At 42.9% G+C, this 368-nt stretch carries 1 protein-coding gene; it reads right to left on the bottom strand.

The genetic code is table 11. The annotated features are described in order from the left end of the window. Positions 1 to 368 (bottom strand): hypothetical protein (locus tag ACYVTD_RS17985; protein ID WP_461248977.1); only part of this gene is annotated, 368 nt, incomplete at both ends.

Here is a 368-nt window from a genome sequence, read left to right on the forward strand (position 1 = left end):
TGTAAGGGTAGACAAAAAAGTAAACGCCGATCGCATAACGCAGCAGACAGGAAGCCTGGTCTTCCGTAAGAACCGCGGGAAGCCTGTATCCTGTAGTTTGCTGTGTTACTGTAATATTGCCGCTTCTCTTGGAAATAGCGCGGTTAAATGTAAACGTGATAGTTCCCGTGGCTTGATCGTTTCCCGTTGTAAACGAATAGGAAGGATCCGAACCTGTAAGAGCTCCCGTTGTTACAAGTATTTCTTTTCTGTATTTCAATAAGTTGGCGGTATCGGTTGGCATTTTTAAATAATCGTTTACAACAACTCCATCCGCGTCTCTGGCTGTTATATTATTAAAAGCCGTTACGTCAAGATATTGATCCCTT

Source organism: Treponema sp. R6D11 (assembly GCF_054786075.1).